The 336-nt window shown below is 44.6% G+C and carries 1 protein-coding gene; it reads left to right on the top strand.

Annotation, left to right across the window (positions count from 1 at the left end; genetic code table 11):
* The coding region (locus HMPREF9075_RS13325) for a hypothetical protein (protein WP_009414717.1) at positions 1 to 336 on the top strand (336 nt) is incomplete at both ends.

Here is a 336-nt window from a genome sequence, read left to right as displayed (position 1 = left end):
AGTATATCAGTACGATACGAGGCGGAATGCTCCGTCTTCCTGCAGGGTTATCAGTCGGTCGTCATTACATATATTATAAAATCAGAGATATTAAAGATGCTACCCACTTCGCCACTGCTACCGCTACTGTAATAGTACTGTCCCAAACTACAACACCCACTACCACAACAAACACCACAACGGCAACTACCACATCAACTGCAACTACTACACCCACCACAACAACCCTTACTGCTCAAGATGATACTTACACCGTTACCTATAGTACCGACCCTCAAATTGTAGGCAGCGTTTATGATAATGACCATTACGGCACGGCTACCCCTACAGATAAAG

Source organism: Capnocytophaga sp. oral taxon 332 str. F0381 (assembly GCF_000318275.2).
Taxonomy (GTDB): Bacteria; Bacteroidota; Bacteroidia; order Flavobacteriales; family Flavobacteriaceae; genus Capnocytophaga; species Capnocytophaga bilenii.
This window is presented reverse-complemented; position numbering and strand designations above follow the sequence as displayed.